Annotated in this window: 24 protein-coding genes; 13 read left to right on the top strand and 11 right to left on the bottom strand. The window is 70.4% G+C overall.

Translation table 11 applies throughout. The features are described from left to right. Positions 1-5 precede the first annotated feature (5 nt). Positions 6-788: a BtpA/SgcQ family protein gene (locus tag ABD830_RS22730; protein WP_344990595.1), complete on the top strand. Its 783-nt coding sequence runs from the start codon at positions 6-8 to the stop codon at positions 786-788. 2 nt (positions 789-790) lie between these two features. Next, complete coding sequence (locus tag ABD830_RS22725) at positions 791-1,471, top strand: response regulator transcription factor (RefSeq protein ID WP_344992976.1); 681 nt, start codon at positions 791-793, stop codon at positions 1,469-1,471. 7 nt (positions 1,472-1,478) lie between these two features. On the opposite strand, the gene ABD830_RS22720 is transcribed toward ABD830_RS22725, so the two are convergent. From ABD830_RS22720 to priA, 4 genes are read right to left on the bottom strand one after another with little or no spacing between them, the layout of a single operon-like run. Continuing rightward, positions 1,479-2,510, bottom strand: coding sequence for a Gfo/Idh/MocA family protein (locus tag ABD830_RS22720; RefSeq protein WP_344992973.1), 1,032 nt, complete (start codon positions 2,508-2,510; stop codon positions 1,479-1,481). 43 nt (positions 2,511-2,553) lie between these two features. After that, positions 2,554-3,765, bottom strand: coding sequence for an MFS transporter (locus ABD830_RS22715; protein ID WP_344990593.1), 1,212 nt, complete (start codon positions 3,763-3,765; stop codon positions 2,554-2,556). A 26-nt stretch (positions 3,766-3,791) separates the two neighbouring features. Beyond that, on the bottom strand, positions 3,792-4,748 hold the full coding sequence (locus ABD830_RS22710; protein WP_344990591.1) for a 2OG-Fe(II) oxygenase family protein: 957 nt from the start codon (positions 4,746-4,748) through the stop codon (positions 3,792-3,794). A 39-nt stretch (positions 4,749-4,787) separates the two neighbouring features. Beyond that, complete coding sequence (priA, locus tag ABD830_RS22705) at positions 4,788-5,558, bottom strand: bifunctional 1-(5-phosphoribosyl)-5-((5-phosphoribosylamino)methylideneamino)imidazole-4-carboxamide isomerase/phosphoribosylanthranilate isomerase PriA (RefSeq protein ID WP_344990588.1); 771 nt, start codon at positions 5,556-5,558, stop codon at positions 4,788-4,790. A 173-nt stretch (positions 5,559-5,731) separates the two neighbouring features. On the opposite strand from priA, the gene ABD830_RS22700 reads away from it, so the two are divergent. From ABD830_RS22700 to ABD830_RS22670, 7 genes are all read left to right on the top strand, one after another. Continuing rightward, positions 5,732-6,457 (top strand): phosphoribosylaminoimidazolesuccinocarboxamide synthase, encoded by a 726-nt coding sequence (locus ABD830_RS22700; protein ID WP_344990585.1) that lies wholly within the window; start codon positions 5,732-5,734, stop codon positions 6,455-6,457. Further along, a complete protein-coding gene (locus tag ABD830_RS22695; protein WP_344990582.1) occupies positions 6,444-7,148 on the top strand; it encodes an SDR family oxidoreductase in 705 nt (234 codons plus the stop codon). Before ABD830_RS22700 ends, ABD830_RS22695 begins: the two co-directional genes overlap by 14 nt. A 9-nt stretch (positions 7,149-7,157) precedes the next feature. Beyond that, positions 7,158-8,045, top strand: coding sequence for an ATP phosphoribosyltransferase (gene hisG / locus ABD830_RS22690; RefSeq protein ID WP_344990579.1), 888 nt, complete (start codon positions 7,158-7,160; stop codon positions 8,043-8,045). 37 nt (positions 8,046-8,082) lie between these two features. After that, entirely contained in the window at positions 8,083-8,886 is an 804-nt protein-coding gene (locus ABD830_RS22685) for an HAD family hydrolase (RefSeq protein WP_344990577.1), read from the top strand. A gap of 388 nt (positions 8,887-9,274) precedes the next feature. After that, the gene (locus ABD830_RS22680) at positions 9,275-10,147 is read left to right on the top strand and encodes an IclR family transcriptional regulator (protein WP_344990575.1); all 873 of its coding nucleotides are present in this window, start codon (positions 9,275-9,277) and stop codon (positions 10,145-10,147) included. A 52-nt stretch (positions 10,148-10,199) separates the two neighbouring features. Continuing rightward, positions 10,200-11,030, top strand: a complete 831-nt coding sequence (locus tag ABD830_RS22675) for an IclR family transcriptional regulator (RefSeq protein WP_344990573.1) — start codon at positions 10,200-10,202, stop codon at positions 11,028-11,030. Continuing rightward, positions 11,027-11,740, top strand: coding sequence for a purine nucleoside phosphorylase YfiH/LACC1 family protein (locus tag ABD830_RS22670; protein WP_344990572.1), 714 nt, complete (start codon positions 11,027-11,029; stop codon positions 11,738-11,740). The genes ABD830_RS22675 and ABD830_RS22670 overlap by 4 nt, the downstream gene beginning before the upstream one ends. A gap of 29 nt (positions 11,741-11,769) precedes the next feature. Here ABD830_RS22670 and ABD830_RS22665 read toward each other — a convergent pair whose 3' ends face one another. The 6 genes from ABD830_RS22665 to ABD830_RS22640 are packed head-to-tail and all read right to left on the bottom strand — an operon-like array spanning position 11,770 to position 16,876. After that, positions 11,770-13,011 (bottom strand): MurT ligase domain-containing protein, encoded by a 1,242-nt coding sequence (locus ABD830_RS22665; protein ID WP_344990571.1) that lies wholly within the window; start codon positions 13,009-13,011, stop codon positions 11,770-11,772. Between the two features lie 39 nt (positions 13,012-13,050). Then, positions 13,051-13,935 carry a hypothetical protein gene (locus ABD830_RS22660; protein ID WP_344990569.1) on the bottom strand — a complete coding sequence of 295 codons (885 nt, stop codon included), beginning with the start codon at positions 13,933-13,935 and terminating at the stop codon, positions 13,051-13,053. Between the two features lie 34 nt (positions 13,936-13,969). Further along, positions 13,970-14,755, bottom strand: a complete 786-nt coding sequence (locus ABD830_RS22655; RefSeq protein WP_344990567.1) for an ABC transporter permease — start codon at positions 14,753-14,755, stop codon at positions 13,970-13,972. 32 nt (positions 14,756-14,787) lie between these two features. Continuing rightward, the gene (locus ABD830_RS22650; RefSeq protein WP_344990565.1) at positions 14,788-15,570 is read right to left on the bottom strand and encodes an ABC transporter permease; all 783 of its coding nucleotides are present in this window, start codon (positions 15,568-15,570) and stop codon (positions 14,788-14,790) included. Further along, on the bottom strand, positions 15,567-16,586 hold the full coding sequence (locus tag ABD830_RS22645; protein ID WP_344990562.1) for an ABC transporter ATP-binding protein: 1,020 nt from the start codon (positions 16,584-16,586) through the stop codon (positions 15,567-15,569). The genes ABD830_RS22650 and ABD830_RS22645 overlap by 4 nt, the downstream gene beginning before the upstream one ends. Positions 16,587-16,597: 11 nt before the next feature. Further along, positions 16,598-16,876: a PqqD family protein gene (locus ABD830_RS22640; RefSeq protein ID WP_344990560.1), complete on the bottom strand. Its 279-nt coding sequence runs from the start codon at positions 16,874-16,876 to the stop codon at positions 16,598-16,600. Between the two features lie 319 nt (positions 16,877-17,195). Between ABD830_RS22640 and ABD830_RS22635 the strand changes: the two genes are divergently transcribed. Genes ABD830_RS22635 through ABD830_RS22625 form a run of 3 tightly spaced genes read left to right on the top strand, consistent with a single transcriptional unit; the run spans position 17,196 to position 21,622 of the window. Next, a complete protein-coding gene (locus ABD830_RS22635; protein ID WP_344990558.1) occupies positions 17,196-19,508 on the top strand; it encodes an Ldh family oxidoreductase in 2,313 nt (770 codons plus the stop codon). 24 nt (positions 19,509-19,532) lie between these two features. Beyond that, positions 19,533-20,561, top strand: coding sequence for a hypothetical protein (locus ABD830_RS22630; protein ID WP_344990556.1), 1,029 nt, complete (start codon positions 19,533-19,535; stop codon positions 20,559-20,561). Further along, entirely contained in the window at positions 20,546-21,622 is a 1,077-nt protein-coding gene (locus ABD830_RS22625; RefSeq protein ID WP_344990555.1) for an ADP-ribosylglycohydrolase family protein, read from the top strand. The genes ABD830_RS22630 and ABD830_RS22625 overlap by 16 nt, the downstream gene beginning before the upstream one ends. Positions 21,623-21,647: 25 nt before the next feature. Here the strand turns inward: ABD830_RS22625 and ABD830_RS22620 are convergent, their stop codons facing one another. Then, positions 21,648-22,841, bottom strand: coding sequence for a DegT/DnrJ/EryC1/StrS family aminotransferase (locus ABD830_RS22620; RefSeq protein ID WP_344990554.1), 1,194 nt, complete (start codon positions 22,839-22,841; stop codon positions 21,648-21,650). Positions 22,842-23,044: 203 nt separating this feature from the next. Between ABD830_RS22620 and ABD830_RS22615 the strand changes: the two genes are divergently transcribed. Beyond that, on the top strand, positions 23,045-24,031 hold the full coding sequence (locus tag ABD830_RS22615) for an NAD-dependent epimerase/dehydratase family protein (RefSeq protein WP_344990552.1): 987 nt from the start codon (positions 23,045-23,047) through the stop codon (positions 24,029-24,031). Positions 24,032-24,036 lie beyond the last annotated feature (5 nt).

Below are 24,036 nucleotides of genomic sequence, written 5' to 3'. Positions count from 1 at the left end.
GCGACATGCCGCTCACCCTGCCTGACAAGGCGGTCATCGCCTGCGTGCACCTGTTGCCGACGCCGGGCTCGCCCCGGTACGACGGCGACCTCCGGCGCGTCTACGAGACGGCCGTGTGCGAGGCGGAGATCTTCCTCCGCCACGGCGTCGACGCGCTGATCGTGGAGAACGCCCGGGACTTCCCGTGGCATCCGCAGTCGGTGCCCCCAGAGACGACGGCGACGATGGCCGGCGTCACCCGCGAGATCGTCCGCATGTCCTGCCGCCCCGTCGGGGTCGCCGTCCTGCGCAACGACGCGTCGGCGGCGATGGCCGTGGCGGCCTGCACCGGCGCCGCGTTCATCCGCGTCAACGTGCACATCGGCGCCGCCTTCGCCGCGCAGGGCATCCTGACCGGCGACAGCCACCGCACGCTCCGCCTCAGGCAGGCGTTACGCGCCGACGTGGCAGTTTTCGCCGACGCGGGCGTCAAACACTCCCAGCCCTTCGCCTACCCCGACCTGGCGACCGAGATCAGGGACCTGTCGGGCCTCGCGGACGGCGTCATCGTGTCGGGCGAGCTGACCGGCGTTGGGACGAGCGTCGACGACCTCGACCTTGCGCGGCGCACCACCCGCCTTCCGCTGCTGGTCGGCAGCGGGGTCACCCAGGACAACCTGTCGGCTATGTACGAGCGGGCCGACGGGTTCATCGTCGGCAGCCACTTCAAGATCGACGGGCTGGCCGGCAACCCGGTGGACGAGGGACGCGTCGAGGCACTGATGAAGCATGTGAGGTCGCTGAGGTGACGATGATCGATAGCCACACGTACCAGCCGTCCCACGTGGCCGGGTGCCGGTGCCGGGTGCTCTGGCTGGTGGAGGACGAGGTCGCCCTCTATGTGCTGCCGCCCCTGCTCGACCGGATGACGATGGTCGGCTCGCACCGGCTCTGCCGGGACCTGCTGGCGTTCGAGCGGCTGATCTCGGAGTACCGGCCCGACGTGGGCGTTCTGCCGAAGCGCATGTACACGCGCGGGCTGGCGTCGCTGGCGAAGGGCAGGGGCACGAAACTCGTGCTGAGCGCGCCCTACGGAGAGGAGCTGGCGGCCCAGAACGGTTCCGGCAGGAACCCAGACGCCTGGATCCCGGAGCAGGGGATCACCGCGTCCCTGCTGGGTGACACCTTCCTGCAGCTCATGACCGAGCCCGTCACCGACTGGGGAGCCGAACCGGGGTCCGACCCGGCGCCGCACGGCGTCCCACCGCGCAGTCGCGAGCTCGACCGGCTGACGGAACGGGAGCGCGTCGTCCTCCGGCTGCTCGCCCAGGGGCGCAGCAACCAGCAGATCGCGACCACGCTCGGCATCTCCATCCACGGAGTGAAGCGGCACGTCTCCAATCTCCTGCTGAAGCTCGACTGCTCGAACCGCACGGAGGCGGCGCTGAAGTTCACCAGACCGGAACTGTTCAGCGCCGCCGCCGAGGCGTGATCCTGGGTCACTGGTCCGCGGGTCCCAGCAACGATTCCGTCCTGCTCCCGGCCAGGACCACCTCGACGAGGTGGAGAGCCGCGAGGCCGTCGTCGAAGCTCGCAACCGAACTGGCGGACGACCTGACCGTCAGATCGTCGGCAAGGCGCCGGTAGGGGTTCATGGGGTGCGGGTCGAAGAGCTTCTGCCTGGACCTGGCGCCCGTGTCCAGCGTCATGACGCCGGAGCCGTCGCCGGCGTTCACCGTCACCTCCAGCCGCCCTCGCGTGCCGAGAGCGGTCAGCCGCAGCTGTCGTCGCCCCGGAGTGATCCGCGAGACCATGACCCGGGCCCGCGCCGGGGAGCCGAACGGGCGCAGCTCCGCCTGGGCCACGTCGTCCACGTCCACGCCCACCGGCCCGGCCGCGGCCGAGCGGAGATCCAGGGTCCGGTGAGTCCAGGACGAGGTCACCTCCCACAGGTCCAGGCCGGTCAGCCAGGGCAGCAGGTCGAAGGCGTGCACGCCGAGGTCGGCGAGGGCGCCGCCGCCCGCCGTCCTGAGCTGCTGCCGCCAGGGCCACGGGGTGCGCGGGCCCACGTGCGAGTCGTCGTGCAGGTCGATCGTCACGGTCAGCAGCTCGCCCGTCTCCGCCTCGGCGAGGGAGGCGCGGGCCCATCGCAGCGCCGGGCTCTCCCGCCACTGGAACGGGACCACACCCTGTCCTGGCGTCGAGGCCGCGAGGTCGGCGAGCTTCCTGGCGGCGGAGACGTCCGGGGCCAGCGGGGTCTCGCACACCACCAAGAGCCCGCGCCGCAGGGCCTCGTCGACCACGCCGTAGTGGGCGTCGGTCGGAGACGCCACCACCACCATGTCGATCCCGCCCTGCCGGACGAGCGAAAGGGCGTCCGTGGTGATCCGAGCCCGCGGGTGATGCTCCATGACCAGGGCGCGGGCGGCCGCCACGTCCCCGGCGCAGGCCACGGCCACCACCGGGAACTCCGGGCAGGCGGCCAGCCATCTCGCGTGCACTCCGCCGCGCCTCGTTCCTATCAGTGCCACATTCACGTACGGGTCCTCCCAAGTGCTTGGATGGGTCAACGGTTCAGAGGCCGGTCTCCTCGGCGGCCTCGAGCCCCGCGCGGGGTTGCGCGGTGTTCTGCAGGAGGGGGGCGAACACGAGCGTCGAGGCGATGCCCGCGATGCCGAGCACCAGGAACGAGGCCCAGAGCCCGAAGTGCTGCCCGGCCCAGCCAGCAGACGAGGAGCCGAGGGCGTTCCCGGCGAGGATGGCGGTGATCATCCAGGCGAATGCCTCGGTGGCCGTGCCCTTCGGGGCCAGCTCGCCGATGATGGTAAAGGCGCATGCCAGCACCGGCGACAGGAAGAGCCCCGCGCAGAAGACCAGCACGCCCGCCACCACGGGAGGCGGCACCAGGGCCATCGGCAGGTAGCACACGGCCATACCGGCGAGCAGGAGCGTCAGCTGCCGCGGGGGACTGATCCGCCACTGGCGGGCGCCGTAGTAGAGCCCGCCCAGCAGTGCGCCCGCGGCGTTGACGCCGAGCAGGATTCCGGACATGCCGGCGTTCCCGACGTGCTCCTGGTAGACGACCGATGAGATGTTGAGCGCGCCCAGGGAACCGCCCACGAAGAGCATGCTGACCAGCAGTCGGCGGAACCGTCCTGAACGCAGCGGGCCGGCCCAGTCGGGATGGCGCGGCTCGGCCCGCCACGCCTGTACCGGCTCGGGCAGCACGAAGCCCAGCGTCCCGGCGATCATGGCGGCGGTGGTGACGACGAGCCCGGCGGTCGGGTCCGCCAGCGAGGAGACCAGCACCACCAGGAGCGGCCCCGCCATGAAGATCACCTCTTGCAGCGAGGCGTCCAGGGCGTAGGCGGCGCCGAGGGCCCGCCGGTCACGCAGCACGCTCGGCCACAGCGCCCGCAGGGACGGCTCCAGCGGAGGGGACAGCAGTCCCGCGAGGATGGCCGACGGCGCGGCCACGCCGATGCCGCCGTCCCCCGACCAGGCCAGCGACAGGAAGCCGGCGCCCGAGCCGATGGCGCTCCAACACAGCACGCGAACCTGCCCGTACTTGTCGACGGCCCGGCCGAGCAGCGGTCCTCCCACGGCCATGGACAGGCCGTAGAGCGCGGTGATGACGCCCACCGTGCCGAAGCCCAGGTGTTGCGACCGCAGGTACAGGGCGATGGCCAGGGGCGCCATCCCCTGGGGAAGGCGGCCCAGCAGGTTGGTCGCGAACAGGTACTTGGCATGGGGAGAGCTCAGGCAGTCCCGGTACGTGCTCAGCATGATCAAGCTCTTTCTCTCCGGAAGGGCTAGACGGGAAGCGTGGCGGCCTGTGGCGCGTCACCGCCCAGCCCCTTGAAACGGTTGGCGATGAAGTCGCCCCAGGTCTCGTCCAGCGTCGTGAGCTCGCCGTCGACCATCTGCCACTGCGGGGCCTTGTGCGGCGGGTAGGCGAACATGACGGAGGACAGCCGCGTGTAGCCGCCCTCGGTGTCCGAGCAGTGCACCCGGTGCGTCGAAGGCCGGAACTGGCCCGAGGAGGCCATGGACAGCATGCGGCCGATGTTGCACAGGACGACGTCCGTCTTGGCGATCACCGGCTCCACCCAGGTGCCGTCGTGCAGCACGTACTGCAGGCCCTGGTCGCCAGGGGGGAGTTGCAGGCCGAGCATCTGGATGCCGGAGTGCTCGTGCGCCAGCACCTCGCGGCCGTTGACGTCACGGTAGTAGATGACCCGCAGGTTGGTGGCGTCCCGCGCGAGGCCGAAGCTGGGCGTGCCGTCCGGCATGATCCCCCGGATGACTTCGCCGAAGAGCGAGATGAGTCGGAAGGCGATCTCGAAGACCTCGCGGGCGCTGGCCCCGAACTCGGGGAAGACCCGCAGCACCGAGTCCGCGCCGGCCGGACGGTCGTCCAGCATGGCGCCGCTCACGTGGATGAACTCCTTCGGGTCGGGCACGCCGTTGGCCAGGCGCGGCACCTCCGAGTGATAGGGGAAGAAGCCATGGGTGCCGCCGTTGGAGATCTGCGGGACGCGCGAGAACTCATAGTCCGCGAGCGCGGGCTGCTCGGACAGGCACGCGGCGGCGAAGTCGTTCATCATCTTCTGGACCTTCGCCCCGATCCCGGGAACCTCGACCGCCATGAACCCCCAGTCGATGAGCTGGGTCGCGATGCGCTGAGCGGCGGCGGGCATGTCTTGCTCCGCGGTGTCGGCGCCGATCGACGGGATCAGGCCGCTGAGGGGCATCGGGGATACTTCCATGGGAAATGGTCCTTTCTTAAAAGGCGGCGCTGGTTTCTCTCATATCTGTTGACTCATGGCGGAATCCGGCACGTGGCCGGGGTCGTTCAGCAGTTCCAGGGCTTCGGGCACGGTGAACGCGCCGGCGTAAAGCGCCTTGCCGACGATGACGCCCTCCAGGCCCATGGGCAGGAGGGCCGTGATCGCGCGCAGGTCGTTCAGCGAAGAGACGCCGCCGGCCGCCACCACCGGTTTTCCGGTGGCCGCGCAGACGCTTTGCAGCAAGGGCACGTTAGGGCCGCGCATGGTGCCGTCCCTGGTGATATCGGTGACGACGTACCGTGCGCAACCGGCGGCGTCGAGGCGGGCCAGCGTGTCGAACAGGTCGCCCCCGCCGCGGGTCCAGCCGCGACGGTGCAGCGTGGTGCCGCGGACGTCGAGGCTGACGGCGATCCTGTCGCCGTGCTCGGCGATGGCCGCGGCGATCCAGCCGGGGGTCTCCAGCGCCGCCGTGCCGAGGTTGATGCGGGCGCAGCCGGTGCCGAGGGCACGGGCCAGCGTGCGGTCGTCGCGGATGCCGCCGCACAGCTCCACCCGCACGTCCACGGCCTGGATCAGCTCGGCGACCAGCGCATGGTTGTCGCCGGCACCGAAGGCCGCGTCGAGATCCACCACGTGCAGCCACTCGGCGCCCGACCGCTGCCAGGACAGGGCGGCCTCGACGGGCGAGCCGTAGGAGGTCTGGGTGCCGGAGCGGCCCTGCACGAGGCGGACGGCCCGGCCGCCCTGGATGTCGACGGCGGGGAGCAATTGCAGACTGGCGGCACGCATGTGGTTTTCACCCGATGGAAGAAAGGCGTCTGAAGTTCGGTGCATGATATGCCTGCCCCTGCGCTGCGGGCGAGGTATACCAACGGCTACCACTTTCGTTTACTTGCCGGAGTCAGACAGCCTTCTGAGAATGCAGTTGTTGAACGATGAGGTGATTTTAAGGATGTGAAGTTTTGAAAACCCAGGCTGACGAGCGGATTCTCGGCATTCGCCACGAAAGAGCTCCTGATATCGAGGGGCGAAGCAAGAAACTGTGGCTGCTGGACGGCGGGCTGTGTCTGGTGGAACTCGTCCCCACCCTGCGCAGCTTCACCTACGCGCGTGACGAGGTCGTCACCGAGACCGGTCCGCTCAGGCTCGACTTCTACGAGCGGGCGGCCGCCCGGCTCGGCCGGAACGGCGTGCGGACGGCTTTCGTGCGGCGGCTCGCACCCACCTCCTACCTGGCCGAGTACCACCCCGCCCCGCCCTTCGAGGTGGTCGTCAAGAACCGCGCCGTCGGCTCCACGCTGCGCAAGTATCCCGGTCTCTTCGAGGCCGAGCAGGTCCTTCCCGCTCCGGTGGTGAAGTTCGACTACCGGACCGATCCCGAGGACCAGCCGATCGCCGAGAGCTACCTGCGCGCGCTGAAGCTGCCGGTCGACGAGCTGAGCAGGCTCGCGCTGGTGGTCAACGACACGCTGACGGCCTGGCTGAGCCCCGTCGAGCTATGGGACTTCTGCCTGATCTTCGGCCTCACCCCCGAGGGGGAGCCGGTGCTCATCTCGGAGGTTTCGCAGGATTGCATGCGGCTGCGTCATCCCGACGGATCCGCCCTGGACAAGGACCTCTTCCGGGGAGGCGCCACGCACACGGAGATCACCACAGCGTGGCGGAAGTTGTTCGATGAGCTCGGATGAGGCGCCGGTCGCGCTGGTCACGGGTGTCAACCGGGGCAGCGGGAAGAGCATCGCGGAGGAACTGCACCGGCGGGGCTATCGTGTCTTCGCGCTGGGCCGGACCCTCCTCGGGGAGGACTGGCTCACGGAGTACGCGTGCGACCTGACGGACCCCGCGCAGATCAGGAGCGGCGTCGGCCGGGCGGTGAGCGAGGCCGGCCGGGTCGACGTCTGCGTCTCGAACGCGGTCGATCGTGTATGGGACCCGATCGCGTCGCTGCGGGAACCCGACTGGGACCGGCTGATGGCGGTGAACCTGAGCGCGAGCTTCCACTTGACCAAGGCCCTGCTGCCCGCCATCCGCGCCGCCCGGGGCCAGTTCGTGTTCATGGGCAGCCATGCCGGCACCCACTACTTCGAGGGCGGCGCCGCATACAGCGCGACCAAGGCGGCGATGAAGGCTTTCGTGGAGACTCTCCTCCTGGAGGAGCGCAAGCACGGCGTGCGCGCATGCCTCGTGTCGCCGGGGGCCATCGCCAACCTTGACGGCGACGAGGCCGCGTACAAGATGGCCACCGCCTCGGTCGCCGCCTGCGTCGGCGCGATCATCGACGGGGTACCCGGCGACCTGGTGGTCGGTGAGATCGAGATCAGGCCCGCCCAGCCCCTGCCCCCGCCGGTCGCCGGCATCGATCGGCTGTTGTACGTCTGAGGAGCGCGCATGATCTCCCTTGCCCTGCCCAGAGGATCCTCGCTGGAGAAGCGCACGCTTGACCTCTTCGCCCGGGCCGGCCTGCGCATACAACGCCCGTCCGATCATTCCTACCGCGGCACCATCACCTACGGGGACACCGGGCAGGTCTCCTTCTACAAGCCGCGTGAGATCCCCCTGGTGGTGGAGAGCGGGCTGTTCGACGCCGGGCTGACCGGCGCGGACTGGATCGAGGACTGCGCGGCCAAGGTCGAGATCGTGGAGTCCTTCACGTACGCCAAGGTGACCGATTCCCCCTGGCGGCTGGTGCTGGCGGTGCCCGAGGAGCACCCGGCGAGCAGCGTCGCGGACCTCGGCCCCGGCACCCGCGTCGCCAGCGAGTACCTCAACGTGGCCCGCCGGTTCTTCAGGGACGCCGGGACGCGCGTGGAACTGGTGCCCTCCTACGGTGCCACCGAGGCGAAGATCCCCGAACTCGCCGACGCCGTGATCGACGTGGTCGAGACCGGCGCCTCGCTCAGGAACAACGGGCTGCGGATCCTGGAGACGATCAGGACCTGCACCCCGCAGGTGATCGCCAGCCCGGCCGCGTGGGCCGACGCGGGCAAGCGGGACCGGATCCGCGGCATCGCGCGCCTGCTGGTGGCCGCCAGCAGGGGGCCGCTGCGTATCCTGCTGACCGTACGGGCGCCCCGGCACAGGCTGGGGGAGGTGCGCCCGCACCTGCCCGCCGGATCTTGGCGGGCGGGGGTGGACCTGGCCGACGACGACCTGCTCGTGCTGCAGGGGCTCGCCCTGCGCGAGGGGCTGCCAGAAATGATCGACGGGCTGCTGAGAGCCGGGGCCATCGACGTCATCGAGTCCGAGGTGGGCAAGGTCGTAGAGGTCGGACCATAACGCCGTACGCCTTCGCCGGCCGTCGGGAGGATGACGCGTGAAGCGCCGGATGATCGTCTGTGACTTGGACGGGACGCTGCTGGACTCCTCTGGCCGGGTGTCGGCGCGTACCCGGTCGGCGATCCGCCGCGTCCAGGAGGCGGGGCACCTGTTCGTGATCGCGACGGCCCGGCCCGTACGGGACACGCGCAAGGTGGCCGCGGCACTTGGCAACCGCTCCGTGGCCGTCTGCGGGAACGGATCGGTGGTCTACGACTTCGCGCGGGGCGAAGTGGTCGAGTACGTCCCGCTGGTCCGCACCGACGTGACGTCCGCGCTCCTGGCGCTGCGCGGCCGCTTCCCCGAGGTCCGCATGGGCGCGGAACACGGCCTGGAGATGGTGCTCGAGGAGCGCTTCGACCTCCCGCTCACGTTGTGCCGGCACGCGCTGCGCGTCAGACGGTTGGAGGAGACGCTGCTCCTGCAGGGCGCGGGGAAGCTGATGGTCCAGCTCGACGGGGTGGCCGGGGGCTACTTCGCGGAGGTCCGCGCCCTGCTGCCCGACTTCGAGGTCACCATTTCGGCGAACCTGTTCTGCGAGGTCATGCGGCGGGGGGTGACCAAGGCGCGGGCGCTCGAGCGGCTGGCGCTGGCGGCTGGGTTCGGCAGCGGGGACGTGATCGCTTTCGGCGACATGCCCAACGACCTCCCCATGCTGCTGTGGGCGGGACGCGCGGTGGCGGTGGCCAACGCGCATCCGGACGTACTCGCGGCGGTCGCCGAGGTGACCGGGTCCAACGACGATGACGGCGTCGCGACGTGGCTGGACCGGATGGCGGCCGGCGGCCCGTTCACCGGGTAGGCGGGCCGCCGGTATTGCCGGCGAATTAATACCGCATCCGGAAAGGAACTCCCCGTCACTTGTCCGGCGTACTCGGCGTGCCGTCATGAAGAGAATTTTCAGCTCCATGTCGGATAGTGGCGATTCCCCCTTGACGTGCGAGATGACGTGTTGCAGCATGGCTTTCCGCAGTGAAAGGGAGGTTTCCGCCATGCGAAAAGGTGCTCGTCCACTGGCCGTGGGTCAGCGGATCGATCCATTGTTTTGCACCGCATAGAAATCGCCTGGCGATCGCTCGCATTTCCATGGACCTGATCTGGCTAATGTGCCGGACCGCCTCGATAATTCGAGCTCCCTGTCGCCCACGAAGAACGGGAGCCCGCCTGACTGTTGGATCGGAGCCGAGATCGTGCAACCACTCGTACGGGCACTCAAGACCATGGGAGCACTCGCCAGAGCGAATCGCGGGCTCACGCTCCAGGACCTGTCCGCGGTCGTCGCGGCGCCGATCGCGAGCGTGCACCGCCTGCTGCCCACCCTTGAGGAAGAGGGCTTCATCGTGCGCTCTCCGAGCAACCGGCGCTACTTCATCGGGCCGTCCGCGGCCGACATCGGTCTCGGAGCCACCAGGCGTCCCGCTCTGATCGGCATCGCCTACCGGCACCTTCAGGAACTCGCCCAGACGGCCGGCCATCCTGTCATCGTGGCCGAGCAGTACGGCGGCCGGGCCGTGTGCACCCTGCGCCTGGATCCGACCGGCACGCGCGGCGCCGGAGTCTCCTCCACGGTGCAGGTCGGCGAGAAGCTGCCGTGGCACGCCTCGACCTCGGCCCGCACGCTGCTGGTCGATCTCGACGAACAGATGGTCTGGCGCCTGCTGAGCGGCTGGCGCTTTCACCACTTCACCGAGCGCACCCCCGTCTCGGTCGAGGCGGTGTGGGGTCACCTCGAGGAGGCCAGGAAGCACGGGTACGGCATCAGCTACGACGAGTGGGAACCGGGCATCTGGACGCTGTCGGCACCGGTTCGCGACGCGGCGCAGCGCCTGGTGGCCACCATCTCCGTGGCGGGGCCGGCGTCGGAGGTCGGCAGCTCACGCACCAGGGCGCGGATCCGCGATCTGGCCCTGGACACCGCGGAGCTGATCGGGGCGGACCTGGGCAACTCCGAGGCGTGCCGCCAGAGCGGCCAGGCGCCGCTGGCCCTAAGAATGAGCGCGGCCCGCGGCGGCTGGCAGCATGCCGACCCTCAGGAGGCGGGCGTCCACGCCGACACCGCGTGACCGGCGAGGGCGTCGTGACATCACACGAACACGAAACGGGGACGTCGAGAAGATGCAACTGATCGTCCGAGCTCTCAACGTGCTGCAGGCCGTGTCACGGTCACAGGAGGGCATGACCCTCCAGGAACTGGTCGTGGCCCTGGACATACCGCTGGCCAGCATGCACCGTCTGCTCGCGGTGCTGGAGGAGCAGCGGTTCCTCAGCAGATCACCCACCAACCGCCGGTACTTCCTGGGCGCCGAGGCCAGGGCGCTCATCGAGCATGGCAACGAGCGCAACCCGTCGCTCGTCCCACCCCATCCCGAGCTGAGCGCTCTGGCCGACCAGTCCGGTGAGACCGTGTTCCTCACCGAGATCTTCGAGGACCGGGCCGTGTGCACCGCGCTGGTCGAGGGGCGGCACCCGCTGCGGCTCTTCGTACGCATCGGTCAGGAGATGCCGCTGCACGCAGCCGCGGCCGCCCGCGCGATCCTGGCCTTCCTGGACGACCAGCTGACGCTGCAACTGCTGGAGTCCCGCCCGCTCACGCCCTTCACGGAAGAGACCCCGCGCACCCCGCCCGAGGTGATGGAACGGCTGGCCGCCATCCGTGCCCGCGGGTACGACACGTGCGACGACGAGCTCGACAGGGGAGTGTGGGCGGTCTCCTCACCGGTCCGCATGTCCACGGGGAAGGTCTGCGCCAGCGTCACGCTGGCGGCACCCGCCCGCAGATCCGAGCGCGCCGAGCAGCGACAGGCATTCCGCGGCCTGGTCATCCAGGGAGCGCAGCGCATCTCGGAGGACCTCGGCTTCGTGGAGACGGCCGGTCCGGCGGTCAAGGACGGCCTGCCCGCCGCCAAGATCCGCCCCAGGGGCGCCTTCCACCCGGTCGCCCCATGATCACGCTGACCGCCGGCGGCGTCCGGATGGCGTTCACCGACCGGCACGCGGGGGTGAGCCTCTCCCCGGCGGAGGTCCTGCGGCTGGGGACACGGGCGGCCGACGCCGTCAGGCGGCGGAGGCGCGCGGACGTGGCGCGCGGCTTCGGTCTGTCACCGGACCGGGTGGTGTTCCTGCGTCAGGTGCACGGCGCCGACGTCAGCCACGTCACGGGGCCGTTCCTCGACACGCCTCCCGCTCTTGACGGCGCCTGGACCGACAGGGCCGGGCTGGCGATAGCCGTCCTGGTGGCCGACTGCGCACCCGTGCTGCTGGCGGATCCGGTGGCCGGCCTGGTGGGAGCCGCGCACGCCGGTCGGATGGGGATCGCGGCCGGGGTGGTGAGCGCGCTGGTGGCGGCCATGGAGAAGGGCGGCGCCGTGCCCTCGCGGATGACCGCGCTCATCGGGCCCGCTGCCTGCGTCCTGTGTTACGAGGTGTCCGTGGAGATCCGGGAGGTGACGGCCGCGGCGGTCCCGGAGGCGTGGGGGACGACCCGGCGGGGCACGCCCGGAGTCGATCTCCGCGCCGCCGTCGCCGGGCAGCTCAGCCGGTCGGGGGTAGGCGACGTGCGCCACGACGGCCGGTGCACCGTCGAGTCCGCCGACCTGTACTCCTACCGACGGGAAGGCCCGACGGGCGACTTCGCGGGCTACGTCTGGCGGGCGTAGCGAGGCTACGTCTGGCGGGCCCAGCGGAGTCAAGTCCGGCGGGACCATGTCCGAGTGGAGCCCGGCCCGAACCGCCTGACCAGGTCGAGGAACGCGGTGTAGTTCGCCACGACGTCGAGCGGGCCGGTCGGCGCAAGGGCGCACGCCTCCTCCAGCGAGGACACGAGCTTGAACTCGACCTCGGCCAGGTCCAGCCGTACCGCGAGATCCAGCCGGCGCTCCCCGGTGACCAGCACCGTCTGGCCCGCCAGCTCACGGAAGTCGACGTCCCAGATCCAGGACGTGTCCTGGCCGTCCAGCTCGCGGGCGTTGAGCACGAGCAGGACCCCGGGCGAATGCTTGATCATGCGGAAGATCTCCGCCCAGCTCGCGGGATTCTTGGCCAGCAGCAGCCGGACGCGCCTGCCGCACATCTCCGTGACGCCGTAGCGCCCGGCGATCGACTCGACGCCTTCCAGCGCGGTCACCGTCGGCTCCACGGGCTGCCCGAGCGAGGCGGCCACGGCCAGGGCCATGGCGGCGTTGGCGACGTTGACCCGCCCCGGCAGCCTGAGCTCCGGCTTGTACGATTCGCCCGTGCGCACGCAGGTCACGCAGCGCCCCTCGGCCAGCCAGTCAGGGTCGGGACGTTCGAGCCCGCAGCCCAGACAGGCCCAGGTACCGGACGCCTCCCTGGTCAGCGGCTGGCCGCAGGCCGGGCACCACCACGCGTCGTGCCAGGCATCCCCCATCGAGACCCACGTGACCAGGGGAGAACGCGCCGCTGCCCAGTAGACGTTCGGGTCATCGCAGTTGGCCACCACCCTCGTCGCCGGGCCGTGCGGGATCTCCCGCCACGCCCGGGCGACGAGGGCCGTCTCCGGGTTCCTGTCCAGCTGGTCCCTGCTCAGGTTGAGCAGGACGACAGCCGCCGGACGGGTCTGCGCGCAGGCGAGCGCCAGGTAGCGCTCGTCCACTTCGAGCACCGCGTAGCCGGTCCGCCGCTGCAGGACCAGCGCTGTGACCAGCCCGGCGGGCATGTTCGCGCCGGTGTCGTTGCTGGCCACCCGGCCGGTCCCGCGAAGCGCCTCGCAGATCATCCTGGTCGTGGTGGTCTTCCCGTTGGTGCCGCTGACCAGCACCACGGCCCGGGAGGCCGTCAGCCGCAGGAGCGCGTCCGGCGCGAGAGCCAGCACCACCCGGCCCGCTATCGTTCCGCTCCCCGGCAGGGAGGCGGCCCGGAAGTAGGCCGCGCAGGCCCTTCCCGCGAGTACGGCCAGACGCAGCCGCATGGCTCCCCAGAGGTTCGCTGCGCGCAACGGTGCGGCCCGTCAGCTCATGCGCTGTTCGACCGCGAGGATGAGGCGGGCGGCGATGTCGGTGACGTTCTCCACCCACTTGCCCGGCGCCTCGTAGCAGCCAGCCTTGCTGAGCACCTTCCACGCGTCCTCGACCGTGATCTCGTCGGGGGTGTACTTCTGCAGCCGCCGGTAGAGCCACTTCGGCTGCTGGGAGAAGTCGCCGTAAGTGGCCAGCAGCGCGGCCAGGGCCTTGGTGAAGGCGTCGTAGCCGGCCAGCACGGCCGACTCGTGATCCCCGGCGCTCAGCATGCCGACGGCGTCCTCCAGCCGGTTCTCGACGGAGTTCTTGATCTCCTCCGCCAGCCAGAGCCGGTAGTCCGAGGTGAGGATGGCCTCCTTCTTCTCCTGCCACCAGTCCTCGCCGCTCAGCGGGACGCCGACCCTGAGCCGGTAGAACAGCTCCCGCTCGGCCACCCCGAAGGGGCCGTTGTAGCCGCGGTAGTGCCCGGTGCCTGTCCGCGCGAAGCGCTTGACCAGCTCGTCGACCTGGGCCTCGTGCCAGATCTCGATGTCAGCCCTGTAGGGGCCGAGTTGCCCGACCGCGATCCAGGCGACCGGATCCACCGTGGAGACCCGCTGCTCGATGAAGAGCAGGTCGCTCGTCTCCGTCGCGAACGGCTCGCGGGTGATGATGAAGGCGTCGATGTCGCTGGTCTCGTTGCCCCAGCCCAGGGTGACGGAACCGCTGAGGAACGTGCATGTCGCCTCGGCGAACTCCGGGTAGGACTTCACGAGTTCCGCGTGGTCGGGCAGGTCCTGCGAGGCTCGGGCCTCCTGCAGTTCGGTGCGGCCCCGCTCAGTGGATTCGCCGCCGCTGCCGTGCGACAGCTGCAAGGTCGGCTCTTGGAAGGTCATGGTCGCGCTCCCATGGTGAGGTGAGATCTATCGGTCAGACCGCATCGAGCGAGGCGCCTGCGCGGCTGCTCCGCTCGAAGTACTTCAGCAAGGCGGTGGCCAGGGCCGCGTAGCACAGGCAGACGGCCAGCTCCTTGCCTATGTGGCCGAGGACGACCGCCATGTCCGCGCCGGCGGAGCAGGCACGGACCGCCTCGGTGGCGTAGGTGAGCGGCAGCACGCTTCCGATGGCGGCCATCCAGCCGGGAAGGGTGTCGTGCGAGACGATGGTCCCGGTCAGCAGGATGAGCAGGGTGTAGGCGATGTTCGCCATGACCATGGTGTTCCTGGCCCGCAGTCCGATCGAGCCGATGACCATGCCGAACGCCGTGCCGGACACGCTCGCCGCCAACAGGGCGAGGACCAGCCCCGGGATGTGCGAGGCCGGCATCCGCAGACCCACCGTCAGGGCGGCGCAGGCCAGCGTGAACGTCATCACCAGCAGGGCGTTGCCGACGTAGGGCAGGGCCCGCCCGCCCCAGAGCACGAGGCGGCTGCGCGGGCTCAGCAGCAGGGGACCGAGCGTGCCGTAGCGCCGCTCGTTCGCGATCGCCATCGTCCCGCCGGTCACACAGGCGCCGGTGGAGGCCAGCAGAATGTTGCCCAGGACGTAGAAGTTGTCGTCGGCGACGCCGATCTCCCGGCCGAGGTAGACGAAGAACAGCAGCTGGAACACGGGAGCGGCCATCAGCGAGCCGATGAACAGGGACGGGCTCGTCCAGTTGAACAGGGCCCGGTAGGCCAGGACCCCGCCGACACCCGCGAGCCGGAGCGTACGCATGGGCTTTCACCGCCTTTCTGATGGAGGAGGGCTCAGGCCAGGGCGAGCGTCGCCTGCCGGCGGGCCAGGTACTCCACGCGGCGCAGCGCCAGCAGCGACAGAAGGAGGTACCCGGCGCCCAGCCCGAGCGCCGCGGCCATGGGCCAGAGCACCGGGCCGCCGTTGAGCGTGTTGTGCACCGCCGCCGCGCCCCAGGTGCTCGGCAGGACCCAGGCCAGCGGGTGCAGCCAGCCGGGCAGAGTGGAGATCGGCACCAGCATGCCGGACAGCAGCCAGATCGGATGGTCCAGGGTGTTGGCCAGCGCGTTGGCGTTGCGCATGAAGACGAAGGTCGAGGCCAGCAGCATGCCCATCATGCCCATGGCCAGCACGCAGACGACGGTGGCCGCGAGAAACAGCGGCGGTGACGGGAACGCCAAGGGGATGCCGAAGAACACCGCCCCCCACAGCACGGTCGCGATCATGGCGTAGATGCCGACGATCGAGGTGGCCAGGGAGATGGAGAACAGGACCACCGAGAAGGGGGCGGGCGTCGAGATCAGCGGCTCCAGCAGGCCCGCCCAGCGCTTGTTCTGGATGGCGCCGCCCGAGCCGAACAACACGGAGGTCCACACGCCCATCAGGCCCGCGCCCACGCTGACCTGCAGGAGCTTGTCGGGGCGGTCCGCGCCGTACAGGTACGTCGCGATGATGGCGTACACGACAGGGGTGAGCACGTTGAAGACGATGAGCAGCCTCGCCCGCGACATCGTCAGGAACTGGGCCCGCACACCGAGATAGACGACGCGCAGGAGGCGGGGCGAGTGGTACCTCATGGCGTCTCTGCGGAGGCGCGGTACGCGGGGCCGCCCACGATGGCCACGTAGGCGTCCTCCAGGCTGGGTTCGCGGCCCGACACGCGCACGATGTGCAGGCCGGCCAGGATCCCGAGCGCGGCGGAGTAGATGTCGGCCCCGGCCTTGGCCCTGATGGTCAGCAGGCAGGCCTGGGCCTCGGTCTTCTCGGCCTCCACCCACAGCACGCCCGACAGCGCCCGCAGCGACGCCTCGTGCTCGCCGGTCAGTCCCGCGACCTCGATCTCGACCACCGTGTCGGCCGCCACGCCGGACTTCAGCGCCTCAGGCGTGCCGATGACCTGGATGACGCCGTCGGCGATGACCGCGATCCGGTCGCAGAGCTCGTCCGCCTCCGCCATGTAGTGCGTGGTCAGCAGGATCGTGACGCCTTGGGCGTTCAGCCCTTCGACCGTCTCGCGCAGGGCGCGGGCGGCGACCGGGTCCACGCCGATGGATGGCTCATCCAGGAACAGGACCTCCGGCTCGTGCAGCAGTCCCCTGGCGATGTGCAGCCGCTGCCGCATGCCTCGCGAGTAGCCCTCGACGCGCTCGCGCTCGCGGCCCGACAGCCCGACCAGTTCCAGCAGCTCGTGGATCCTGGGCAGCTGGCGCGCGGCCTCGACCCCGTACAGCTCGGCGAAGTAGCGCAGGTTGTCCAGGGCGCTGAGGCGGTCGTAGAGGCCCTTGTCGCCGCCGAAGACGTACCCGATGCGGCGCCGTACCTCGACCGGGTGCTCGGTGACGTCGAACCCCAGCACCCGGGCCGTGCCGTCGGTGGGCAGGAGCAGTGTGTTGAGCATCTTGATGGTGGTCGTCTTGCCGGCGCCGTTGGGCCCGAGAAGACCGAACAGCTCGCCCCGCTCGATAGTGAAGCTGACGCCCCGCACCGCGTCGATCGTCTTGGTCCTCGGCCTCAGCCAGCCCGACCGGATCTGGTACGACCGGCTGAGGTTCACGGCCTCGATGGCCGGGTTCGCGCCATGTGGAAGGCCCATCGTCACCCCTTTCAGAGCGCTGCGGCCGTCAGCGTCAGGAAGCCTTTGGCGAGCATTTCCTCAAGAAATCGGGTGGTCACGGAGATGGCTCGTTCCGGCTCGATGTCATAACGCTTCCGCAGCTCCTGGACAATGTCCTCACCGGAGTGCCGGCCATCGCACAAAGCGACGATGAAACCGCCCACCTCATTGGTCCTGTACCGGTCGATGTACCGGAAGAGAATCGTTTCTCCCTGTACGCGATACGCCCTGACCGTTTTCTCGCGGACCGGATAGTCAGCCAAGTTCATACGATTACCATCTCCCGGTGCGGCATGGACTTCAGCGAACACTAGAGCTAGGCGATTGCCCCAGTCCAGGGCGAGACGGCGTCCGTCGCGCGGCTTCCATCTGGCCGGAAACGGCGCCACGCGGACCCGGCTGGAGCCGGAAACAATCCGACGCTTCCTTCCGCCGCGTTTCCCGGCACGGCGTCGCTGACAGAATGAACCCGTCGATGTCAGTTCTAGCCTTTAGGCGGTCCCGAACAGATATGGCTGGTGGCGTATTCATCCAGGAGCGACGGTATCCGACGGTGATTCCATTGGTCACCTCATGAAACGGGAGGACGTGGCTGACGCATATCTCGATCTGCTCTATTCCTACGGCCTCACCGCGGCGGAGGCGGCGGCCACCCTGCGCGCTCTGACGTTCGGCGAGCGCTCGGGAACGACGAGCCACGGCCTGCGCCGCCTCACCCGCGGATTCGTCCAGGACGTGCTCGACGCCGGTCTCTGCGAACCCGGCGTCGAGCCGGTGTACCACGGCGAGCGGAACGGGCTGCTGTGCTGGGACGCCCGCGGCGGCATCGGCTACTACGCCCTGGAGAAGGTCCTCACGACCGTGCTGGGCGAGCGGCGCGACTCCTTCGTCCTGCAGATCGCCAACCTCTACCCCACGAACACCCTCGCCCAGCCGGCCGAGCTGCTGTGCGAGGCGGGCTACCTGTGTTTCCTGGCCTCCAGGTCGCCGGCCCGGGTGATCGGGCCGGTGGGCGGCCGCGAGGTGGTCCACGCCGCGCCCGTCATCGGCACCAACGCCCAGGCCTGGGGCTGCCCAGGTGCGGAGGGAGAGCACGTCGTCTTCGACGGCTCGCTGGCCGCGATGACCAACGGCGATGTCCTGACCGGCTCCCGTCCCTTCGACGAGTCGGCCTTCCTGACCACGGCGCACGCTCGCGCGCGCACACCCTCGGACGTCTTCACGGACAGCGGGTTTCGCGGTTTCGTCCGCCCGATGGGGGGTGGCGGCGACCACAAGGGCTTCGGCGTGCTGCTCGCCGCCGAGATGTTGCACTGGCTGGGGAACGACGGGAGCCCGGGCTCCACTTTCGTGATGGCGATCAGGCCTCCCGACCCGGCGGCGTTCGAGGCGGCGCGGCAGGCGTTCGAGGAGCGTTACCGCCGCTCGCTGAGGTTCGCCGACGGTGGCCCGCCACGGCTGCCGCACGAGAGGGCGCGGGCGGCGCGGCGCGGGACCACCGACGACGGGGTGCTGGCCGAACTGGCGGGCGAGCTGCCGCCGGTACCCGAGCGAACGCGCTCGCTCCTGCGGGTGCGCCTTCCCGCTGGCGCACCGTCGGTCATCGCCCCCTCGGGCCGCGCCATACCGGCGGGCACGCCCGCCGCCGGCCTCCTCGACCTGCTGGCCCGTGAGAACCGCGTGTCGGCGCGGGCCGCGCGCTTCCCCGAGGACGTGGCGGACCTGGAGCCCGGCGGCCTCGCCTACACCGACCCGGCCGGCATGGCGGCCCGGTGCGCCTGGCTACCGCTGGAGCGGTCACGCCTGGACGCCGTCCTCACGGACGGGCTCCTGCGGGCGGCCCCACAGGCGAGCTGGGTGGTCCCGGCCGGCAGCGCGCCGTCTTCCGCGCAGTCGCCGGTCCGCCCCGCCGTCGTCATGATCGAGCCCGACGACGCCGGCCGCCTGCCGGAGATCTCGGGACGGTTCCCCGGGTCGCTGGTGGGCGTGCTGGGCGAGGAGCCGGTTCTGGGCGCCGACGTCGTCGTCTTTCCCTCGGGGGAGGGGACCCTGGACCTGGAGGCTGTCGCCCTCCCGCAGCCGTACGACGGCCGCTCGCCGGGAAGCCACCGGGCGGCGCGGCTGCGCGAGGTGCTCGAACGCGTGCTCGCCGACACCGGCCTCGATCTCTCGCTCGCCGAGCTGACCAGGCTCGCCACCGGCGAGACGCAGCCCGGCCGCCAGTTCTTCGACTCCTGGGCGCGAGAGGGGTACGCGCTGCCGTCCCTGTCCCAGCACGCCCAGCTCCTAGAGGCCTGCATAGGGACCATGGCGTTCGAGCCCGGCCATCGCGTGCTCGACCTCGGGTGCGGCGACGGGAAGCTCGCCGTCCGCCTCCCCGAGGTCGCCCAGCTCGACCTGCTCGACCTGAGCAAGGAGATGCTCGACCGGATCCCGCTGGAGCGGCTGCGCGCGGGCACCGTCCGGCGCCTGCACACCAGCTTCTCGCAGTGGACGGGGACCGGCTACGACCGGCTGGCCGCCATCATGTCGATGCACCACTTCGACCATGACGAGATCGGCCGGGTGCTGACGTCCTGCCGCGCCCGCCTCGGGTCGGGCGGCCGGATGTTCCTCGGCGAGAGCTTCCTCGACACGCATGACCTGGCGGCTCCCGGCGTGATCGACCGCATCTGCGACGTCTACCTCAGGAAGATCGTGAACGCGGCCCGCCAAGGCTGCCTCCCGCACGCGGTCCGCGACGTGCAGATCATGGGCCGGGTCCTGCGCGGCGAGGGCGAGCACATGCGCACCCGGTTGCAGTGGCGCGCCCTCCTGGAAGACAGCGGTTTCCGGGTGGTCGAGGAGCGGACCACGGCTCCGGAGATCATGTACGGCTATCTGGTGGCCGAGCCGGCGTGACCGGCGGCCACGGAAGGAATGAGGGTGACCATGCCCGATGTGATCAGTGAGGCCGTCGGACGGATCCGGGTGAGCGGCGCCGACGAGGCGATGCTGGAGCGGGTCCTGGGCAAGTATCGCACGATCCACGAAATACGGCCGGAAGAGCCGGACGAGGTCCTGGCCTGGCACATCAGCTATGACGGAGACGGCGCGTCCCCCGTCACGGAGGGGCGCCGGGTCCGGGTCGAGCACGAGACGACCGCCATCCGGGTGCCCAGAGGCGACGGCTACGAGCTGCACCTCCCCGAGCGCGGCGCGACGGTCGTGCGCACCGCAGGGCACGCCGCCGTACGGGGCGACAGGAAGGTGGCGGCGGAACTGATGCGCAAGGCGCTCCGCCAGATCCTCACCCGCGGCGAGCAGCGGCTCGGCATGATCCAGCTGCACGCCTCAGCGGTCACGGACGCGGCGGGCGGGGTGCTCGCGTTCGTCGGCCACAAGGGCGCGGGCAAGACCACGACGCTCACCGCCGCCCTGGTCCACGGCGGGATGGACCTGGTCGGCAACGACCGCCTCTGCCTGGTCGGCGGGTCAGGGACCGGTCAGGGCCCCGGTGTGTACGGCTGGCCCACCGACTATCCGATCGGCCACGGCACGCTCCAGGCGGCGGGACTGTGGGACCGGGTGCCCGGTCACCTGCGGGACGAGACGAGGAAGGTCTCCTTCACCCCGGAGCACTTCGCCTCCCTGTGCGGTGCGACCATCACCCCGCGCGGCACCCTGCAGGCCATCGCGTTCCTGAGCATGGACCTGACCAGGAAGGACGTGGACTTCCACGAGCGGGAGCCGGCCGAGTCCATCGAAGAGATCCTGCGCGAACACCTCTTCGACGCGGAGGACGATGAGGACCACCCCGACTGGCTGGGACTGGACCGCCATGCCTCGTCCTTCGGCCGGGAGATCGCCGCGGCGCGGCTGGGCGGCGTGCGCTTCTTCCGCTTCGCCATCGGCGGCGACCTGCGGGCGATCGCCTCAGGAGTCAAGAAACTGCGCCAGTGCGTGACAGGCTGATGCGGAAGGCGAACGGCACGGAGGTCCGCCACCGCCAGGTCGTGCCGCCGATCGAGAGCGCGGCCGTCGCGGATGAGGCGGCCGACCGCAGGTACCGCCGGATCTGGGGAGCCCTCGCCGGGCTGGCCTACGGCGACGCCCAGGGGCAGCCGTTCGTGTTCTACCGGCCCGCCCAGGTCACCGAGGTCTACGGCGCCGACCCCGACTGGCCGGTGCCGGTCCCGGCCGCCCCCGGTCGCCGGTGCTGGATGCGGTACGAGGCGAGCGACGACACGTTCCAGAGCCTGTGCGTGGCGCAGAGCCTGATCAGCAGGCAGCGCCTGGACACCGAGGACATCGCCGCCCGGCTCGCGGCGCTCCCCGGCCGGTACGCCAGCGCCCAATCGGCCATTCACGACCTGCGGGCACGGCGGCGCGGCGGCGACGTGCGAATGGCCAGCCTGGGCGCCGGCGCGGCGATGCGGATCGCCCCGGTCGCGTTGGCCTTCGCCAACAACGACCTGCCCGGCCTGGTCGCCGCCGTGGCCGCGGCCTCCCGCATCTCGCACACCGCCCGCAGCACGATCTCAGGTGCCGCGGCGGCCGCCGCGTTCGTGCGCGCCATGCTCCGCGACGACGACGTCACCGCCGGGGTACGGCAGGCGCTGGAGGCCAGCGCGCTCGCGGCCCCGTACGGCGAGGAGGACGGCGCGCCGCCGCTGCACGAGGCGATCAGCCGTGCCCTCGAACACTGCGACGACCTCGAATCGCTGCTGCCGGCCGACATCGACGCCTGCAAGGACGTGACTTACGTGGTGCCGATCGCCTTCGCCGTCATCTGGCGGCACCGCCATACGATGTCGCTGCCCGACGCCGTCCTGGACGCGGTCAGGATCGGGGCGGACGCCGACACGCAGGGCGCGATCGTGGGGTACATGGCGGGCAGCGCCAATCCCGCTTCGGTGCCGTACGACGTCATCGGCCTCATCGAGGACAGGAACGCCTTCCGGCTCAGCGAGACCGCGGTGGCCTTGTGGCGCATGACGCTGTGCCCCTCGGACGGATCTGACAGGTGGGTCTGAAGAGGTCCCGGGCGCGCTCGGAAGGTCAGCTTCTCTCCGCGAGGTCGCCCAGCGCGCGCAGCACCTGGTCCAGGTCACGGTCCGTCATGCCGTGGAAGAGCGGCAAGCTGAACAGCCCCCTGCGCACCTCGTCGAGCACCGGGAAGGCGCAGCCCCGCACGGCGGGCAGCGATGCGAAGGCGGGCTGGCAGTGGATCGGGGTGTAGTGCAGTTGCAGCAGGATCCCCCGGCGGCGGAAGAACTCGAAGACCTCGCGCTTGGTCATACCGAGCGCGTCCAGGTCGAAGACCGCCGGCAGGAGATGGTGTGCGGAGCCGGCGCTGTCATCCGGCGTGACCAGCCGGACGCCAGGCAGCTCCGCGGCGGCCGCCCGGTATCGGTCCACGAGGGCCCTGCGGCGGCTCAGACTCAACGGCAGGCGTGCCAGCTGGGCCAGCCCGACGGCCGCGTGGAGGTCCGACATGCGCAGGTTGGAACCGGGCGCGAGCACCTGGTAGTACCAGGGGTTGGGGCCCAGGCCTGGATCCACCGCCGCCTCGAGGTCGAGGAAGTCCTCGCGGGACATGTTGTGGTTGCGGTAGCGGCGCACGCGCCCGGCCAGCGCCGGATCGGCCAGCGCCAGCGCGCCGCCCTCTCCCGCGGCCACCGGCTTGGTCGGATGGAAGCTGAAGGCGGCGCCGACGCTCGCCGGATGGCCTCCGACCGGCGGGCCGCCGGGGTGGTAGGCGGCCCCGATCGCGTGGCAGGCGTCCTCGGCCAGGAGCGCGCCGTGCGCTCGGGCGATCGCCGAGAGGGCCGCTATGTCGCACGGCAGGCCCGCGAAGTGCACCGGGAACACCACGATCTGCGCGTAGCGAGGGGCCAGCCTCTCCAGGACCTCCGCCAGGGAGCCGGGCGCCATGTTGAGGGTGTCGCGCTCGATGTCGGTACAGGCGAGGTCGTAGCCGGCGTGCAGCGCCGCCGAGGCGACCGCCACGAAGTTGAGCGACGACGTGACCACCAGCCCGCTGGACTCCGGCCGGCGGAGCAGCGTGAGCAGGGCCTGGATCGCGGTCGTCCCGCTGGACAGGCAGACCACCTCGGGAACGCGGAGCGCGTCCCGCAACTCGTCCTCGAAACGTGCAAGTGCCGGGCCCCCCGTCCAGGTGCCGGACTCGATGACTTTCCGGATCTCGAGCAGCTCGGTCTCGTCCCAGAAAGGACGGCTGTAGGTCAGCACGCCGGCCACGTTACCAATACGAAGGAAAAAGCGACTTTACCGGAAAGAGTGGGGCCGGGATTTCCAGTGGGCAGCCGCGGCGGCCGTCGCGTCGATTTCCCGCAGAAAGGCGGGGCGGTTTCTGTTTCGCCGAATTGACCAGCCTGATCTCGCACTCGTACCCTCGCCGTGGAAACGCCCAAAGGACAAGCGAAAGGGCGGCGATGGCACCGCACGACTCCACTCCGCGCGCGCTGATCACCGGCGGTCTTGGATTCATCGGGGGCTGGCTGGCGCGGCGGCTGCTCGCCGAGGGCTACCGCGTGACCGCCCTGGACATGTCCGGCGTGCCGGGCAGCACCGCGGAGGCGCTCGGGCTCGTCAGGCACCCGGCCTTCACCGTCGTACGGGGTGGCGTCACCGACCCCGGCACCTACGCCGACCTGGACGACGACTTCGAGGTCATCGTGCATGCCGCGGCGATCCTGGGCGTCGACCGGGTGACGCGGCAGAGCATCGAGACCCTCGATGTGAACATCAGGGGCACCCAGTTGTGCCTGGAGTTCAGCCGGCGGCAGCGCCTGCTCCGCAGGTTCCTGCTCATGAGCACCAGCGAGGTGTACGGGCCGCGGGCGGGCAACGCCTACGAGGTGTCGTCGCTGTCCCTGCAGACCGACTCGATGCGCTGGAGTTACGCGGCGAGCAAGGCAGCCTGCGAATTCCTCGGCATGGCCTACCACCACGAGCAGGGCGTGCCGGTGACTATTGTCCGGCCGTTCAACGTCTACGGGCCGCACCGTTATTCACCCAATGCGATGACCACCTTCATCGCCCGTGCGCTGCGCGGTGAGGATCTCGATATCCGTGGCGACGGAAATCAACGGAGATCGTGGTGCTACATATCGGATTTCGTACACGGGCTGCTGCGTTGCATCGAGCGGCCGCAGGCGGTCGGCGCGACGTTCAACCTCGGGAACGACGCGGCGACGCTGTCCGTCACCGAGCTGGCGCGCCGGATCGTGGAGTTGTCAGGGTCGGCGTCCTGCCTGCGGACGGTGGACGGGGGCGGGCCCGACGTGCTGGACCGCAGCCCGTCCATCGAGAAGGCGGGACGGCTGCTCGGCTACCGGCCGGTGGTCGGCCTGGACGCCGGGATCGCCCGCGTCATCACGTCCATGCGGGCCAGTGAACTCGCCTGCTCCGCTGCCTAGCCTGT

It is taken from the genome of Nonomuraea helvata, from assembly GCF_039535785.1.
Classification (GTDB): domain Bacteria; phylum Actinomycetota; class Actinomycetes; order Streptosporangiales; family Streptosporangiaceae; genus Nonomuraea; species Nonomuraea helvata.
Note: the sequence above shows the minus strand (reverse complement) of the source record. Positions and strands in the feature narration are given on the sequence as shown.